A 15,259-nucleotide genomic window follows, 5' to 3' on the forward strand; every position below is an offset into this window, starting at 1 on the left:
CCCGGTGACCGCCACCTCTGTGCGTACGGGGTTCAGCCCGCCGCCGGCACGGGTGCGGGCATCGGCATCTGCGCCTTGAGCAGGGCGGGCAGCCGGGTCGTGCGCGGCTTCTGCGGCACCTCCGCCACCGCCCGCGCCAGGGCCTGGTCCACCCCATGGACCACGGACAGGTGGCGCTCGGCGCGGCCGAAGGCCGTGTAGATCCAGGGCCTGGTCAGGGCCTGGGCGGCGTCACCGGGGAGCACCACGACGGCGGCGGGCAGGCGCAGGCCCACCGCCTGGTGCGCGGTGAGCGCCCAGCCGTGCCGCACGGACTGCTCCACCCGCTCCTGGGGTACGACGACGGGGGCGCCCGCGCACTCCAGGTGCAGCCCGTCGGCGTCGGCCTTCACCACGTGCCCGGGCACCGTACGACCCGGCTCGGGGGAGTACGCGATCCGGTCGCCCGGGTCGAAGCCGCCGAAGCGGCCGGGACCGGGGTTGAGCCGCTCCTTGAGCGCGGTGTTCAGCGCGCGCGTGCCGGCCGCGCCGCCGTGCCCCGGAGCGATCACCTGTGTCTGCTCGGCCGGGATGCCGATCGCGCGGGGAACCGAGTCCGCCACCAGCTGCACCGTGCGGTGCACCGCCTCACCGGCGTCACGCACCGGGACGATCACGACCTCCTTGCCGGGCGCCTCGACCTGGTTCAGCTCGCCGATCCCGATGCCGGACACCAGCTCGCCGATGGGCCCGGGGTCCGGTGTCCGCGAGGCCACCTGCGGGCAGACGCGGGCGGCGAGAAGGTCCGCGAAGACCCGCCCGGGGCCCGCCGACCACAGCACCCCCGGATCCCCGCTCAGCACCAGCCGCGCCCCGTCCGGCAGCGACTCGGCCAGCATCGCCGCCGTCTCGACGTCGAGCTGCGGCGCGTCCAGGACGACGAGCAGGTCGAGGGCGAAGGCGCCTTCGGGATCCCGGCCTGGGCCCTCGGTTCCGGAGAGCAGACCGGCGACGGTGACCTCGGGCCGGCCGTGGTCGTCGCCGATGTCCCGCGGTGCTCCCGCGTTCTCCGTCGCCTCGAGCAGCGCGGCGAAGCGGCGGCGGCCGTCCGGCGTGTGTGCGGCGGCGTACGCCCGCAGGCCGAGCCCCCTGGCCGCGGCGACCAGGGCCGCCGGCTCCGCGCGGGACGCCTCGCCGCCGGTGTGCAGGAGGATGCCGTGACCGGCGACGGCGCGGATCAATTCCGCGGTGGAACCGGACGCCGAAGCGGCGGCGGACGCCCAGTCGGTCGCGTCCTCCTTCGGCAGGGCGTTGACCACGCGGGCGAGGCCGTCGGCGAGGCTCTCCTCGGCCAGGGCGTACCGCTCCAGGCCGACGAGGACGCGGACCGGGCGCTCCTCGGCTTCCTCGTCCCCCTCCGGCACGGGGGCCACCGCGTCGGGTGTGTCGAGCGCGTCCTGGAAGACCAGGGCCTCGCCCTCGGCGAGGGTGCTCTGCACGGCCGCGTCGGGGTCCGGCACCGAGCGCTGGGTGAGCGCGGCGGCGAGCGCCGACGCGTCGAGGGCGGTGTGCCCCGCGATCGCCGCCTGCTCGAGGAGCCACACCGTGAGCGCCCGGCCCCGCCGCTCGTCGTCCGGGCCGCACTCCGCGCCGAGCAGCGCTCGGGCGAACTGGTCGGCCTGCTCGGGCCGCACTCCGGGGACCCGCAGCAACTGCCAGGGGTCCTCGCGCAGTTGATCGTCCGCACCCTCGCCCAGAGCGGCGGCGACCTGCGCCGCGAGCGCGTCGGGCGCGCCGCCCTCGGTGAGCACCGCGCGTACGGTCTCGACGGCCTCCGGCGCGACGGCCGACGACGCACCGGCCGGGGCGAGAACGGGCTGAGGCCGCCGCACGGGCTCCGGCGCGGCACCGCGGGGCGCCGGCTCGGGCTCACGGAACGCCCTGGTCACGGGCTTCTCGCCGCTCTCCACGGCGCGTACGGCGGCGAGCAGATCGGCGGCCTTCCCGCTGAGCTTGGTCCCGGCCTGGACCGGCCCCTGCTTCTCCGCCTTCCGCCGCTCGATCCGCTCGCGCTCCAGACGCTGGGCCGCCAACTCGGCCGCTGCCTCGGACAGCTTGGCGGCTTCGGAACCCTCGGCCGCGGTGGCCTCGGTCTCTTCCGTGGCTTCCGCGCCCGCGTCACCGCCCTCGGGGGCGGTGACGTCCGCGGTCTGCGGACCGTCGGCCGCACCCGCGCCCGGCGCCCCCGGCTCGGCGTCCTCCGTGGTCTCGGGCTCCGTGCTCACAGCGTGCTCCAGTCGTGATCGGGATAGTGGTGCACCGGCGCCGACACGTCGTCGAGCGCCCGGCAGATCTCGTCAGGAAGACTAAGGGTCTCCACTGACAACGCGGCCGTGAGCTGCTGCGCGTTGCGCGCGCCGATGATCGGGGCGACGACCCCGGGCCGGTCGCGGACCCAGGCGAGAGCCACCTGCAGAGGCGTCACCGCGAGGCCGTCCGCCGCGGTCGTCACGGCGTCCACGATGCTGCTCGCCGCGTCGTCCAGGTACGGCGCGACGAAGGGCGCGAGATGTTCGGAGCCGCCCCGGGAGTCGGCGGGCGTCCCCTGGCGGTACTTGCCCGTGAGCACGCCCCGCCCGAGCGGCGAGGAGGGCAGCAGGCCGACGCCCAGATCGAGGGCGGCGGGCAGCACTTCCCGCTCGACGCCGCGCTGGAGCAGGGAGTACTCCATCTGCGTACTGGCCAGCCGGGTCCGCACCCCGGGCGCCGCGAGCTGCCAGGTCGCCGCCTTGGCGAGCTGCCAGCCGCAGAAGTTGGACACTCCCGCGTACCGCGCGCGGCCGCTGCTGACGGCGAGGTCGAGCGCCTGGAGGGTCTCGTCCAGCGGTGTCCCCGGGTCGAAGGCGTGGACGTGCCACAGGTCCACGTAGTCCGTGCCGAGCCGTGCGAGGGAGGCGTCGAGCGCGGACAGCAGATGCCCGCGCGAGCCGTCGAAGCGACGGTCCGGGTCGGGCACGCTCCCCGCCTTCGTCGAGATGACCAGGTCCCGGCGCGGCACGAGCCCTTCTATGAGCTGTCCGAGCAGATACTCGGCCTCCCCGTCCCCGTACACGTCCGCGGTGTCGACGAGGGTCCCGCCCGCTTCCCAGAACGCCTTCAACAGGTGCGCCGCGTCATGCTCGTCGGTATCCCGGCCCCATGTCAGGGTGCCGAGTCCGATCCGGGACACACGCAGGCCTGTACGGCCGAGATGCCTCTGCTCCATGGACGCCGAGATTACTGGCCACAACTCCCTGCGTGGGGGCCCTGTGGACAACCAGAATCACCCGAGGCCGAACCCGTCCCTGCCGCGGCGCCCACCAGCGCGCTAGTGTCTCGGAGACAAGGGACGTTACTGATCGGTAAGGGGAATCGGCCATGCAGCTCGGGATCAACCTCGGCTACTGGGGCGCCGGAATGGACGCGGACAATCTCGCCGTCGCCCAGGAGGCCGACCGGCTCGGCTACGCCGTCTGCTGGGCCGCGGAGGCCTACGGCTCGGACGCGGCGACCGTACTCAGCTGGGTCGCCGCCAAGACCGAGCGCATCGACGTCGGATCGGCCATCTTCCAGATCCCGGCCAGGCAGCCCACGATGACCGCGATGACGGCCGCCACCCTGGACTCGCTGTCGGGCGGCCGCTTCCGCCTCGGCCTCGGCGTCTCCGGGCCGCAGGTCTCCGAGGGCTGGTACGGCGTCAAGTTCGACAAGCCGCTGGCCCGCACCCGCGAGTACGTGGAGATCGTACGGAAGGCCATGACGCGCGAGCGGCTCTCGTACGAGGGCCGGCACTGGACGCTGCCCCTGCCGGGCGGCCCGGGCAAGCCGCTCAAGCTGACCGTGCACCCGGAGCGCGAGCACATCCCGCTCTACATCGCCGCGATCGGCCCGAAGAACCTGGAGCAGACCGGCGAGATCGCCGACGGCGCCCTGCTGATCTTCCCCTCGGCCGAGCACCTGGAGGACACCGCGATCACGTACCTCCGCGCGGGCCGCGAGAAGGCCGGCAAGACGCTGGAGGGCTTCGACATCTGCCCGACGCTGCCGATCGCGCTCGGCGACGACAAGGACGTGACCGCGCTGGCCGACATGTTCCGGCCGTACACCGCGCTGTACGTGGGCGGCATGGGCAGCCGCAAGCAGAACTTCTACAACCAGCTCGCCCAGCGCATGGGGTACGAGAAGGAGGCCGCCGAGGTCCAGGACAAGTACCTGTCCGGCGACAAGGAGGGCGCCGCGGCCGCCATTCCGCACTCGCTGATCGACCAGACCACGCTGCTCGGCTCGGTCGACCGCATCGCCGACCGGATGAAGGCCTACGCGGCTGCCGGGGTCAACACACTCACGCTGGCCCCCGCGGGCTTCACTCTGGAGGACCGGATCGCCTCGCTCCGGGCCGGTTGCGACGCCCTGGAGCGCGCCGGTCTGGCGTAACGCGGCGAATGTCCCGGAGATAAGTTCTGCGGCCGTGGTGGGGGCTCGGGGGTCTTCCCCGCCACGGCCGTCACCGGGAACAACGCGCCAGGGCCCCCTTGGGTTACGCCCCTGAGTGTCCCTCTCCGTCCTTCGTTTGGCGGAGTTGTCCGACATATCGGTTGCCGCGCTCCTGCCGACCCATTTGACTCGGTTTCTGCGGAAACCTTGTATGGAGGTGGCAGTGATGCTTTCGGCCAAGAGTCTGTTCCAGGAGATCCTCGACAACGACGAGTCGTTCCGTCTCTTCTGCTCCATCGCTGCCAGCGGGGAGTCGCAAGGGGGCTGGGAGAACGCGCGGATCGCCGCGCTCGTCCCGCCGGGTGAGCGCGAACTCGTACCCAAGATCGCCCGCCATGGCGCGGACGAGGACAAGCACGGGCGGATTTTCAACGCCCTCATGAAGAAGCGCGGCCTGGCCCCCGTGGAGGTCCCTTCCGACACCGACTACACGATGCTCCTGGAGCGGCACGGGATCGGCCTCGCGCACGACAAGCTCAAGAGCGACGAGCCGCTGAGCGTGCAGGACATCGTCACGTATCTCGCCCACAGCAGGGTCACCGAACAGCGCGCCTCCGAGCAGATGGAGCTGCTGCGCAAGCACTTCGCCGACGACCCCGACCTCGGCCGCGCGGTGAAGATGATCTCGAACGACGAGGACAACCACCTCGCGTACTGCCACGAGGAACTGCTGCGCTTCGCGTACGCCGGTCACGGCCCCGACATCCAACGGACGCTGCGCGAGTGCGCGCTCGCCGAGATCCGCGTCTACCGGGATGTCAGCCTCGCCGTGATGGCCCACATGGGGCGCATCCTCGACTGGCCCCTGGCCAAGTCGGCGACGCTCGCCGCGGGCATCCACGCCGTCTACGCCTACGAGCGGGCCGGGGGCTGGCGCCGGATGGTCTCCCTCAGGACACCCGAACGGCGCGACGCGCTGGGCGGGCCCGCGGCGGCGGCACCCGAGTTCGCGTGACCCGTACGACTCGCGGCCACGCGCGCGTGGAGCCTGATTACAGCCAGTCGCCCCTTGGGGACCTGGTCACAGCCAGTCCCGCTGCTTGAACATCCGGTACAGGAGCAACTCCAGGGCCACCATCAGCAGGATCACCGTCGGGTACGACCACAGCCAGTGCAGCTCGGGCATGTGGTCGAAGTTCATGCCGTAGACGCCCGCGATCAGGGTGGGGACCGCGGCCATGGCCGCGAACGCGGAGATCTTCCGCATGTCGTCGTTCTGGCGCACGCTCATCTGCGCGAGATGGGCCGACAGGATGTCCGAGACCAGCCGGTCCAGGCTCTCCACGGACTCGTTCACACGCATCAGATGGTCGTTCACGTCACGGAAGAACGGCTGCGCCTTCTCGTCCACGAAGGGCACGGCCGTGGCGTAGAGGACAGGGCCCGCGAGCCGGGTCAGTGGCACCGCCAGCGGGACCGTGGCCCTGCGGAACTCCAGGATCTGCCGCTTGAAGGTGTAGATCCGTGACGCGGTGTTGCGCGAGCCGCCGAGAGTCGGTGAGAAGACCTCGGCCTCCAGCTCCTCCAGGTCGGTCCCCAGTTCCGTCGCCACCTCCAGATAGTGATCGACGGTGGCGTCGGTGATCGAATAGAGCACCGTGGTGGGCCCGAGCCGGAGCTTCTCGGGGTCCGCCTCCAGGTGGTGCCGCACGGCCGCGAGGGGCGAGCCCTCGCCGTGCCGGACGGTCACCACGAAGGAGTCGCCGATGAAGATCATGACCTCGCCGGTGGAGACGGCGTCGCTGTCCGGCTCGTACACGACCGGCTTGAGGACCATGAACAGCGAATCGTCGTAGACCTCCAGCTTGGGCCGCTGGTGGGCTTTGAGGGCGTCCTCGACGGCCAGCGGGTGCAGTCCGAACTCCTCGGTGACGAGGTCGAACTCCCGCTCCGTCGGCTCGTGCAGCCCGACCCAGAGGAACGTGTTGCCCGCGGCACGGGCCTCGGCCAGGGCGTCGGAGAGGTCGCCGGGGCCCTCCGTCCGGCGCCCGTCGCGGTAGATGGCGGAGTCGACGATCACGGAGCGTATTCTTCCGCCGAACGGGAGGGGCCGCACTCCGGCCACTGCCCCCGGCGGCCCGGACCTGGTCGCTCGGGCGTCCGTTTACGCTGGGCCGCATGCCCACCCTGATCCTCGTCCGGCACGGACGTTCCACCGCGAACACCGCGGGACTGCTCGCCGGCTGGACGCCCGGCGTCGCCCTCGACGAGCGCGGCGCCCAGCAGGCCGCCGCACTGCCCGGGCGACTCGCCGCGCTGCCGATCTCCGAGGTCGTCACGAGCCCCCTGCAACGCTGCCAGGAGACCGTTCGGCCACTGCTCGACGCACGGCCGGAACTGCGGGTGCACACCGAGGAGCGCATCGGGGAGGCCCACTACGGCGACTGGACCGGCCGCAAGCTCGCCGAGCTGATGGACGAGCCGCTGATGGAGGTCGTCCAGACGCACCCGTCCGCGGTGGCGTTCCCCGGCGGCGAATCGATGCGGGCCATGCAGACGCGGGCCGCCGAGGCGGTGCGCGAGTGGAACGCGCGCGTGGAGCGCGATCACGGCGGTGACGCCGTGTACCTCATGTGCTCGCACGGCGACATCATCAAATCCCTTGTCGCGGACGCACTGGGACTTCATCTCGATCTCTTCCAGCGGATCTCTGTAGAACCGTGTTCCATCACCGCGATCCGCTACACACGGATGCGGCCGTTCCTCGTGCGCCTCGGGGACACGGGTGATTTCGCGTCCCTGGCGCCGCGCGAGGAACCCCCGAGCGGTGACGCCCCGGTCGGGGGCGGTGCGGGCGCACCGTGATCGTCGGCCGCAGTAGGGTGAAGCGGTCGAAGCAGCGCAGTAGTTGTCATCCGTAGTTGCATTCGCAGTTGTCAGCAGACTTGTCAGCAACCGATGCGGGCCGACGCCGTCAGCCGGTCCGCATGTCGAAATCAATGGAGACAGGACGTGTCCCGTCAGGTGTTCCTCTACGACCCCCCGGACCGTTTCGTGGCCGGTACGGTCGGGTTGCCCGGGCGCCGTACCTTCTTCCTGCAGGCCACCTCGGGCCCCCGGGTGACCAGCGTGGCTCTGGAGAAGACCCAGGTGGCCGCCCTCGCGGAGCGCATGGACGAGCTCCTCGACGAGGTCGTACGGCGTACCGGAGGCAGCGCGCCCGTCCCGGCCGTGGCCCCCACCGAGGTGTCCGACACCGCCCCCCTCGACGCCCCTGTCGAGGAGGAGTTCCGGGTCGGCACCATGGCGCTGGCCTGGGACGGTGACGAGCAGCGCATGATCGTCGAGGCGCAGGCCCTCGTAGAGCTCGACGCCGACTCCGAGGAGGACCTCGCCGAGGCCGAGGAGCGGCTGCTCCAGGACGAGGAGAACGGTCCGCCGATGCTCCGGGTCCGGCTCACCGGCGCGCAGGCCCGGGCCTTCGCCAAGCGCGCCCTCGACGTCGTCAACGCGGGCCGGCCGCCCTGCCCGCTGTGCAGCCTCCCGCTCGACCCGGAAGGACACGTATGTCCGCGCCAGAACGGATACCGCCGCGGAGCGTGACCACGGCCGAGCTGCTCGCCAAGGGCGAGCTGAAGGTGCGCGGACGGATCCGCGAGGCCTCGAACGCGGTGCTGTACTGCTCCGTCTCGTACGAGGGGCGGGACGCGTTCTGCGTCTACAAGCCGGTCGCCGGGGAGCGGCCGCTGTGGGACTTTCCCGACGGCACCCTGGCGCAGCGCGAGGTCGCCGCGTACGAGGTGTCCGAGGCGACCGGGTGGGGGCTCGTGCCGACCACGGTGCTGCGGGACGGGCCGCACGGCGAGGGAATGTGCCAGCTCTGGATCGAGGCCGTCCCCGAAGCCGAGCTGCTGGCCCTGGTGGACGGTGAGGAGCCCGCGGAGGGCTGGAAGGCGATCGGCTTCGCCGAGGTCGGCGAGGGGAGGACGGCGCTGCTCGTGCACGCGGACGACGCTCGGCTGCGGAGGCTGGCCGTGCTCGACGCCGTGATCAACAACGCGGATCGCAAGGGCGGGCATCTGCTGCCTGGGGGTGAGGGGCGGCTGTACGGCATCGACCATGGGGTCACCTTCAATGCCGAGAACAAGCTGCGGACGTTGTTGTGGGGGTGGGCGGGGGAGGCTCTGACCGCGGAGGCGGTTTCGGTGCTTTCCGCTCTGCGGGACGGGCTGGTGCCCGGTGGGGCGCTCGCCACCCGGCTGGCCGAACTTGTCACTTCCGTCGAGGTGGAGGCCACGCGGGGGCGTGTCGAGGCGATGCTGGCGTCCGGGAAGCATCCTGAGCCGAGTGGGGAGTGGCCTGCGATTCCCTGGCCGCCGGTCTGAGCGCATCCTCGGCGCTGGGGCTGAGCTTGGGGTGGGTGCGCTTGCCTGCGCTTGCAGGGTGCCGCTGCGCCCACCCGTGCCGCCACTAGCGGCACGCATGCCCGCAGTTGTGACGGACGGGTGGGTGGGCTGCCGCGCCTTAGCGGCACGCATGCCCGCAGCTGTGACGGACGGGTGGGTGGGCTGCCGCGCCCTAGCGCCACGCATGCCCGCAGTCGCTGCGCAAGGGTGCCCTCCCGGCCATCGGACCTGGTCCGGTTCGTATACGTAACTTCGGGCCGGTTACGCTCATGGCATGTATGCCTGGCCCGCTTCTGATGTCCCCGCCCTGCCTGGTGAGGGCCGCGACCTCCGGATTCACGACACCGCGACCGGTGGGCTCGTCAGTCTTGACCCCGGTCCCGTCGCCCGTATCTACGTATGCGGCATCACGCCGTACGACGCGACCCATCTGGGGCACGCGGCGACCTACAACGCGTTCGACCTCGTTCAGCGCGTGTGGCTCGACACCAAGCGGCAGGTTCACTACGTCCAGAACGTGACCGATGTCGACGACCCGCTGCTGGTGCGCGCGGAGCGGGACGGCATCGACTGGGTGGCGCTCGCCGAGAAGGAGACCGCCCTCTTCCGCGAGGACATGACCGCCCTGCGGATGCTGCCCCCGAAGCACTACATCGGCGCCGTCGAGGCGATACCGGGGATCGTCCCGCTCGTCGAGCGGCTGCGGGACGCGGGAGCGGCGTACGAGCTCGAAGGGGATGTCTACTTCTCCGTCGAGTCGGATCCGAACTTCGGCAAGGTCTCCAACCTGGACGCCGCCGCCATGCGCCTGCTGTCCGCCGAGCGCGGTGGCGACCCGGACCGTCCGGGCAAGAAGGACCCGCTCGACCCGATGCTCTGGATGGCCGCGCGCGAGGGTGAGCCCAGCTGGGACGGTGGCTCGCTCGGGCAGGGCCGTCCCGGATGGCACATCGAGTGTGTCGCCATCGCCCTCGACCACCTGGGGATGGGCTTCGACGTCCAGGGCGGCGGCTCCGACCTCGCCTTCCCGCACCACGAGATGGGCGCCTCGCACGCCCAGGTGCTGACCGGCGAGTTCCCGATGGCCAAGGCGTACGTCCACGCCGGCATGGTCGCGCTGCACGGCGAGAAGATGTCGAAGTCCAAGGGCAATCTCGTCTTCGTGTCCACGCTCCGGCGCGACGGCGTCGACCCCGCCGCCATACGGCTCGCCCTGCTGGCGCACCACTACCGGGCCGACTGGGAGTGGACGGACTCGGTTCTCGAAGAGGCCGTCGCGCGGTTGGAGAACTGGCGGTCCGCCGTGTCACGCCCCGACGGGCCGTCCGCCGACGCGCTCGTCGAGGAGATCCGCGAGGCCCTCGCCAACGACCTGGACGCGCCGTCCGCGCTCGCCGCGGTCGACCGCTGGGCCGCTCTCCAGCACGAGCGGGGCGGTACGGACGAGGGCGCCCCCGGCGTCGTATCGCGCTCCGTGGATGCCCTGTTGGGCGTGGCCCTGTAGGACGAAAGACAGCGCGGGCCGCACGGGCTCGCGAGAGGGGCGCTTCCTCCGTCCGGAGGAAGCGCCCCTTTTGGTTCGAGCGGACTCAAGCGTGGATCACGCGCCGGTCAGATCCGCTGGATCCGGACGCTGCGCAGGATCGCGGGAGAACCGGTGTCCCAGACGCCGATGACCTGGTGGCCGAAGGCGAACGCTTCCTGGATCTCGTCGTGGGCCTGCGGGGTCGGGTTGTTGAGGACACGGAACTGGTTGTTGATGCGCAGGAAGATCTGCCGCGGCTGCCCCGGAAGCGGGTGAACGATGTCGATGTAGCCGTTCGCCACACCGGCGACGAGCGCCTGCGTCGAGATCTGCTGAAGCGCGGCCTGCGTGACCTGCTGGAGCTGCTGCTGCACCTGCTGCTCGATCTGTTGCTGTTGTTGCTGCTCGCCCTGCTGTTGCTGCCCGAACGGCTGCTGCTGTCCGTACGGCTGCTGTTGCTGCTGCTGGCTCAGCTGCTGAAGCAACTGCTGGAAGGGCTGCTGCTGGGCGAGCTGCTGGAGCTGCTCGAGCGATCCGCTCATGCCCTGGGGTCCGAAAGGCTGCTGCTGCTGGACGTACGGCTGCTGTTGCTGCTGCCCGAACGGCTGCTGCTGGCCGAAGGGCTGCTGCATCTGCTGTCCGTACGGCTGCTGCTGGCCCGGACCCTGCTGCTGGTACGGCGACGTGCTCGGGAACTGCTGCCCCTGTTGGCTCATTTGCGGGGTGATGCTCATGCGGGTGCCACCTTCCATCAATGGTTGGTTGCGGTTCGCCGGTATGTGACGACCAGGTCCTCAGCCCGTGACCACCAGGCCGACGATCTCGTCGTCCGAGAACCAGACACGTACGTCGGGCCGTCCTCCCGCGAAGGCGGAGTGCACCGCCTGGCGGATCTCGGGGGACGGGTTGTTGAGGTTGCGCCAGTCGCCGGCCACGAACAGCCGGAGCCTCGGCGGGAGTTCACGCGGGTACGGCAGCAGCTCGTCCCAGTACCGTTCGGCCAGGCCCGAGCCGACCGCGTCCGGCAGCAGATGGGTCACCGCCGCCTTGATGTCCGGCCGGTTACCGATCCGCTGGGAGGCGGGCCGGGCCGGCGCGTCCTGCTGCGGGGTGCCCGTGGCCCGCAGCACCGCGCGGGCACGCTCCGGGGACATCGGTACCTGCCCGGCCGCTTTGAGCATGCCCTGCAGCGCGGCCAGGGCGCCGACCACCACCGGAGAGGCGGAGGAGGTCCCGGAGAAGGTGTCCGTGTACCAGCCGATCTCCTCGGCACCGCCCTGCAGGTCGCCGGGCCGGTCCCAGGAGCCGCCGGTGGTCGTGACCTCGCGGCCCCAGCCCTGCGCGTCCACGCGGGCCCCGTAGTTGGAGAACGCGAGCCGCGAGCGGTCCGGGCCGTGGTCGCGGCCGTGGGTGCCGGGCGGCGGTGCGCCCGCGCCGACCAGGACCGCGCCGGAGGACTGGTTGGAGGGGTTGAACGGGTTGCGCCACCACTCGGGGAACTCGGCGGGGCGGCGCTCGTACACCCCGTCGTCGAGCGACTCGGCGCCGTTGCCCGCGGCCGCCACGACGAGCACGCCCTTGGCGGTCGCGTACCGGACGGCCGCGAAGGTGTCCGGCCACCACTCGACCGGTATGTAGCCCTGCTGGTCGTCGCGCTCCTCGAAGTCGAACCGCGGGCCCGGAGCGTGCAGTTCGATGAGGATGATGTCGCCCGGGCTCAGCCGGTCGGCCGTCGCGTGGATCGCGGCCGCCGTGCCGATGCCCTGGAAGGACGCGGCCGCGGTCACGGTGTCCGGCACGATGCCGGTGATCCCGTGCTCGTTGCGGTCGCCGCCGATCACTCCGATGACGGCGGTGCCGTGGTTGCGCCAGGCGAGGTCGGTCAGCGGGGTGCCGACGACGACGCCCGCGAGCTTCCCGGCCAGGTCCTGGTGGCCGAGCTGCCAGGCGCCCTCCACGTCGATCACCGTCACGCCCTGGCCCGTACCGCCCGGCCGCTGCCAGGCCCAGTACGCGTCGATCCCCTCGGGCGCCGGGCGCAGATACCCCTGGCGGCTGGTGAAGTCCGGGGTGACGGGCGCCCCTTCCTTCACCCGCTGGCTGTTGTCCGCACTCTGTCCCACCGACCCCACGGAGGCCGGTACGGCGCCCGGCTTCACGTACGCCGTGTCGATCTCGGGCAGTGCGGCGATCCGTGAGCGCAGTTCCTGGGCGCGGCTCTCGACGCCGCGTACCCGGTAGAAGAGCGCGAGGTCGGGGCCGCTCTCGGTGGCCGTCGCCGCGGACTGCTGCAGACGTTCCTCGCTGCCGAACAGCGGCTCCAGGGAGAGCTGTTCGTCGCTGAGGAACATGTTGAGGGCCGACACATCGGCGCCCACCGCCGAACGGACGCCCTCGGTCCTGGCGCGAAGCCTGGCCTCGGGACGTGCGACGACGATCAGCTCCTGCTCGGCTCCTCGGTAGGTGAATCCCGCTCCGTCGGGCCCCGGCCCGGACGTTCCCGGGCCCTGCGCCGGCTGTACCTGGTCGGTCATCGCGTACCGCTCCCTTCGGTCCATGCGGGTGCTTCTGGCTCGGTCCATACGGGTGCTCTGTCGCGGGATGACGCGGTGTCATGTCCCGTCCCCGGGCCGCGCCTTCGGGGCACACCCTGCTCCTCGCACGGCGACTCGTCCACCCCCGATGTCGTCAACTTGGTTTGAAAACAAGTTGAATTGGGCAACCTGTGCAATCCGTCCTGAAACAGATGTCACGAGGCAAACCAGCCAAAGGCTGAGGAGACGGGTGTCATGTGATGGGGCGGGAGCGCTTGCCGACCGCTCGACCGGACCCGGAACGCGACAGGGGCGGTGCACGTTCCGCGCACCGCCCCTGGTGGTTCAGTCCCTCGAGGAAATCCGGGGAGTCCTAGGAATCCTCGGACGTGTCGTCGGGACCCTTGTCGTCCGGCCCGACCTTGTCGTCCGAGCCGGTGCCCTGGTCCGTCCCGGACTCCGCGTCCGCCTCGGGCAGCTGCGGCTTCGGCGGCCGGGTGCGGCCGGCGGGGCCGTCCCGGAGGAACGACGCGGACTCGCCACTCTCGGTGGCGTGGCCCCCGGCCTGCGAGGTCGGACCGCCGCCGTCCCGTCTGCGCAGATACCGCTCGAACTCACGGGCGATCGCCTCGCCCGACGCCTCCGGCAGCTCGGCGGTGTCCCGGGCCTCCTCCAGCGACTGCACGTACTCGGCGACCTCGCTGTCCTCGGCGGCCAGCTGGTCGACGCCCAGCTGCCAGGCCCGCGCGTCCTCGGGCAGCTCGCCCAGCGGAATACGCAGGTCGATCAGGTCCTCCAGACGGTTGAGGAGGGCCAAAGTCGCCTTCGGGTTCGGCGGCTGCGACACGTAGTGCGGTACGGCCGCCCACAGCGACACGGCCGGTACGCCAGCGTGGGTGCACGCCTCCTGGAGGATGCCGACGATGCCCGTGGGGCCCTCGTACTTGGTCTCCTCCAGGTCCATGGTGCGCGCCAGGTCCGCGTCGGACGTCACCCCGCTGACCGGCACCGGACGCGTGTGCGGGGTGTCACCGAGCAGGGCGCCCAGGATCACCACCAGCTCCACGCCCAGCTCGTGCGCGAAGCCGAGCAGCTCGTTGCAGAACGAGCGCCATCGCATCGACGGCTCGATGCCCCGGACCAGCACCAGGTCACGCGGCTTCTCGCCGCCGACCCGGACCACCGACAACCTTGTCGTCGGCCATGTGATCTTCCGGACACCGCCGTCCAGCCACACGGTGGGGCGGTTCACCTGGAAGTCGTAGTAGTCCTCGGCGTCCAGCGCCGCGAACACCTCGCCCTTCCATTCCTTGTCCAGATGCGCGACCGCGGTGGAGGCGGCGTCGCCGGCGTCGTTCCAGCCTTCGAACGCGGCCACCATGACCGGGTCGATCAGCTCGGGAACCCCTTCGAGCTCAATCACCCAGTGCCTCCTTCCGACGTGCCCTCACGAACGCCCCAACCTTACGGCGTGCGAAGGGGGCCTCCGCAGCCCCCTTGCACGGGGGAGTGAACGGATCACTGCCCCGCCGAGGGGCCGGAAACACGCGCGACCGCCACCCTGAAACACCCCCCAGTCATCCGAGGAGTCGCCTCGCGCCCGCCGGGCCGGTCGGAGCGGTCCGGGCCGCCGGGCGGGGGACGGGCGTCTTCGTGACGCGGTTCACAGGGTCGAGCGCAGCCACTGTTCGACGCTCGCGATGTGCACCGTCGCCCAGGAGCGGGCCGCCTCCGCGTCGCGGTCGCGCAGGGCCGTGAGGATCGCGCGGTGCTCGTGCAGGGTGCGGCTGACCGCGTCCTCCTGGGTCAGACCGCGCCAGATCCGGGCCCTGGTCGTGGGCCCGGAGAGGCCGTCGAGGAGGGAGCAGAGCACCGAGTTCCCGGAGCTCTGCACGATGCCGCGGTGGAACTCCAGGTCGGCGGCGACGAGCTCCTCCACCGAGGGCTCGTCGCCGAGCAGGTCCAACTGGGCGGACAGTGCGTCCAGTTGCTGTTCGCTGATGCGTGAGGCCGCCATCGCCGTGGCGGCCGGCTCCAGGATGCGGCGGACCGCGAGGAACTCGAGCACCGTGTCGTCGCGGTGGAAGTCGACGACGAAGCTCAGTGCCTCCAGGAGGAGTTGGGGGTCCAGGCTGGTGACGTAGGTGCCGTCGCCCTGCCGGACGTCCAGGATGCGGATGAGTGACAGGGCGCGCACCGCCTCGCGCAGGGAGTTGCGGGACAGGCCGAGTTCGGCGGCGAGTTCGCTCTCCTTGGGAAGCCGGTCGCCGGGGCGCAGCGAGCCGGAGACGATCATTCCCTTGATCTTCTCGATCGCCTCGTCGGTGACTGCCATGGCGGGC

13 protein-coding genes are annotated in these 15,259 nt (G+C 71.4%); 6 read left to right on the forward strand and 7 right to left on the reverse strand.

Annotated elements, in window-relative coordinates; all coding sequences use genetic code 11:
- Positions 1 to 32 precede the first annotated feature (32 nt).
- Complete coding sequence (locus OG246_RS23395; RefSeq protein ID WP_266466899.1) at positions 33 to 2,264, reverse strand: helix-hairpin-helix domain-containing protein; 2,232 nt, start codon at positions 2,262 to 2,264, stop codon at positions 33 to 35.
- The gene (locus OG246_RS23400) at positions 2,261 to 3,244 is read right to left on the reverse strand and encodes an aldo/keto reductase (RefSeq protein ID WP_266466901.1); all 984 of its coding nucleotides are present in this window, start codon (positions 3,242 to 3,244) and stop codon (positions 2,261 to 2,263) included. The genes OG246_RS23395 and OG246_RS23400 overlap by 4 nt, the downstream gene beginning before the upstream one ends.
- A gap of 152 nt (positions 3,245 to 3,396) precedes the next feature.
- Here OG246_RS23400 and OG246_RS23405 point away from each other — a divergent pair, with 152 nt between their 5' ends.
- Complete coding sequence (locus OG246_RS23405) at positions 3,397 to 4,452, forward strand: LLM class F420-dependent oxidoreductase (protein ID WP_266466904.1); 1,056 nt, start codon at positions 3,397 to 3,399, stop codon at positions 4,450 to 4,452.
- 226 nt (positions 4,453 to 4,678) lie between these two features.
- Positions 4,679 to 5,467, forward strand: coding sequence for a ferritin-like domain-containing protein (locus OG246_RS23410; protein WP_266466908.1), 789 nt, complete (start codon positions 4,679 to 4,681; stop codon positions 5,465 to 5,467).
- Between the two features lie 66 nt (positions 5,468 to 5,533).
- On the opposite strand, the gene corA is transcribed toward OG246_RS23410, so the two are convergent.
- The gene (gene corA, locus OG246_RS23415; protein WP_266466911.1) at positions 5,534 to 6,532 is read right to left on the reverse strand and encodes a magnesium/cobalt transporter CorA; all 999 of its coding nucleotides are present in this window, start codon (positions 6,530 to 6,532) and stop codon (positions 5,534 to 5,536) included.
- A gap of 98 nt (positions 6,533 to 6,630) precedes the next feature.
- Between corA and OG246_RS23420 the strand changes: the two genes are divergently transcribed.
- From OG246_RS23420 to mshC, 4 genes are all read left to right on the forward strand, one after another.
- Entirely contained in the window at positions 6,631 to 7,317 is a 687-nt protein-coding gene (locus tag OG246_RS23420; protein ID WP_266466915.1) for a histidine phosphatase family protein, read from the forward strand.
- Between the two features lie 147 nt (positions 7,318 to 7,464).
- On the forward strand, positions 7,465 to 8,055 hold the full coding sequence (locus tag OG246_RS23425; protein WP_266466919.1) for a DUF3090 domain-containing protein: 591 nt from the start codon (positions 7,465 to 7,467) through the stop codon (positions 8,053 to 8,055).
- On the forward strand, positions 8,019 to 8,837 hold the full coding sequence (locus OG246_RS23430) for an SCO1664 family protein (RefSeq protein WP_266466923.1): 819 nt from the start codon (positions 8,019 to 8,021) through the stop codon (positions 8,835 to 8,837). Before OG246_RS23425 ends, OG246_RS23430 begins: the two co-directional genes overlap by 37 nt.
- Positions 8,838 to 9,132: 295 nt before the next feature.
- A complete protein-coding gene (gene mshC, locus OG246_RS23435) occupies positions 9,133 to 10,362 on the forward strand; it encodes a cysteine--1-D-myo-inosityl 2-amino-2-deoxy-alpha-D-glucopyranoside ligase (RefSeq protein ID WP_266466925.1) in 1,230 nt (409 codons plus the stop codon).
- A 107-nt stretch (positions 10,363 to 10,469) separates the two neighbouring features.
- Here mshC and OG246_RS23440 read toward each other — a convergent pair whose 3' ends face one another.
- The 4 genes from OG246_RS23440 to OG246_RS23455 form a co-directional block, all read right to left on the reverse strand.
- Positions 10,470 to 11,117 (reverse strand): hypothetical protein, encoded by a 648-nt coding sequence (locus OG246_RS23440; RefSeq protein WP_266466930.1) that lies wholly within the window; start codon positions 11,115 to 11,117, stop codon positions 10,470 to 10,472.
- A 60-nt stretch (positions 11,118 to 11,177) separates the two neighbouring features.
- The gene (locus OG246_RS23445) at positions 11,178 to 12,917 is read right to left on the reverse strand and encodes a S8 family peptidase (protein ID WP_266466934.1); all 1,740 of its coding nucleotides are present in this window, start codon (positions 12,915 to 12,917) and stop codon (positions 11,178 to 11,180) included.
- 373 nt (positions 12,918 to 13,290) lie between these two features.
- Positions 13,291 to 14,340: a PAC2 family protein gene (locus OG246_RS23450; RefSeq protein ID WP_266466939.1), complete on the reverse strand. Its 1,050-nt coding sequence runs from the start codon at positions 14,338 to 14,340 to the stop codon at positions 13,291 to 13,293.
- Between the two features lie 240 nt (positions 14,341 to 14,580).
- On the reverse strand, positions 14,581 to 15,252 hold the full coding sequence (locus OG246_RS23455) for a FadR/GntR family transcriptional regulator (protein ID WP_266466942.1): 672 nt from the start codon (positions 15,250 to 15,252) through the stop codon (positions 14,581 to 14,583).
- Positions 15,253 to 15,259 lie beyond the last annotated feature (7 nt).

Origin of the sequence: Streptomyces sp. NBC_00620 (genome assembly GCF_026341825.1) — a bacterium.
In the GTDB taxonomy this organism is placed as follows: domain Bacteria; phylum Actinomycetota; class Actinomycetes; order Streptomycetales; family Streptomycetaceae; genus Streptomyces.

What these genes read in the sequence shown, in the direction of transcription:
- OG246_RS23400 (WP_266466901.1), bottom strand. Translation starts at nt 3,244, where the DNA reads ATGGAGCAGAGGCATCTCGGCCGTACAGGCCTGCGTGTGTCCCGGATC.
- OG246_RS23405 (WP_266466904.1), top strand. Translation starts at nt 3,397, where the DNA reads ATGCAGCTCGGGATCAACCTCGGCTACTGGGGCGCCGGAATGGACGCG.
- OG246_RS23410 (WP_266466908.1), top strand. Translation starts at nt 4,679, where the DNA reads ATGCTTTCGGCCAAGAGTCTGTTCCAGGAGATCCTCGACAACGACGAG.
- OG246_RS23420 (WP_266466915.1), top strand. Translation starts at nt 6,631, where the DNA reads ATGCCCACCCTGATCCTCGTCCGGCACGGACGTTCCACCGCGAACACC.
- OG246_RS23430 (WP_266466923.1), top strand. Translation starts at nt 8,019, where the DNA reads ATGTCCGCGCCAGAACGGATACCGCCGCGGAGCGTGACCACGGCCGAG.
- mshC (WP_266466925.1), top strand. Translation starts at nt 9,133, where the DNA reads ATGTATGCCTGGCCCGCTTCTGATGTCCCCGCCCTGCCTGGTGAGGGC.
- OG246_RS23440 (WP_266466930.1), bottom strand. Translation starts at nt 11,117, where the DNA reads ATGAGCATCACCCCGCAAATGAGCCAACAGGGGCAGCAGTTCCCGAGC.
- OG246_RS23445 (WP_266466934.1), bottom strand. Translation starts at nt 12,917, where the DNA reads ATGACCGACCAGGTACAGCCGGCGCAGGGCCCGGGAACGTCCGGGCCG.
- OG246_RS23455 (WP_266466942.1), bottom strand. Translation starts at nt 15,252, where the DNA reads ATGGCAGTCACCGACGAGGCGATCGAGAAGATCAAGGGAATGATCGTC.